Origin of the sequence: Shigella sp. FC1967 (assembly GCF_001743005.1) — a bacterium.
Classification (GTDB): Bacteria; Pseudomonadota; Gammaproteobacteria; order Enterobacterales; family Enterobacteriaceae; genus Proteus.
The window spans coordinates 1-374 of sequence record NZ_MIIZ01001357.1 but is presented as its reverse complement, the minus strand read 5'-3'; the positions used below and the strand labels follow the sequence as shown (position 1 = coordinate 374).

Genomic DNA, 374 nt, shown 5'->3' with positions numbered 1-374 from the left:
AGTCATTGATGGCGCGATAAAAATCCCGAAAATCGCACCGATTGAAGCGCGTTTACATCGTGAAATTACGGGGGCGCTGAAAAGTATCACACTGAGCCGCAGCGCAACCGGAAAATACTATGCGTCACTACTCTGTGATGACGGGGGAGAAGCACCGGCAAAGCCAACATTGATATCAAATATCACGGGGCTTGATGTGGGGCTGAGTCGATTACGCCATCAAATCAGACGGCAATAAGATTGCTAATCCGCGCCACCTTATCAATGCCAGCCGTCACCTACGTCGAAAACAAAAAGCCTTATCTCGCAAGCCAAAAGGGAGTGCTAATCGCCGTAAAGCCCGAATACAGCTTGCAGGTGTACACGAACGGGTA

General features: G+C 49.7%; 1 pseudogene. It reads left to right on the top strand.

Features of this window, described 5'->3' with window-relative positions:
* A pseudogene (locus BHE89_RS26615) lies at positions 1-374 on the top strand (RNA-guided endonuclease InsQ/TnpB family protein); the annotation flags it as partial.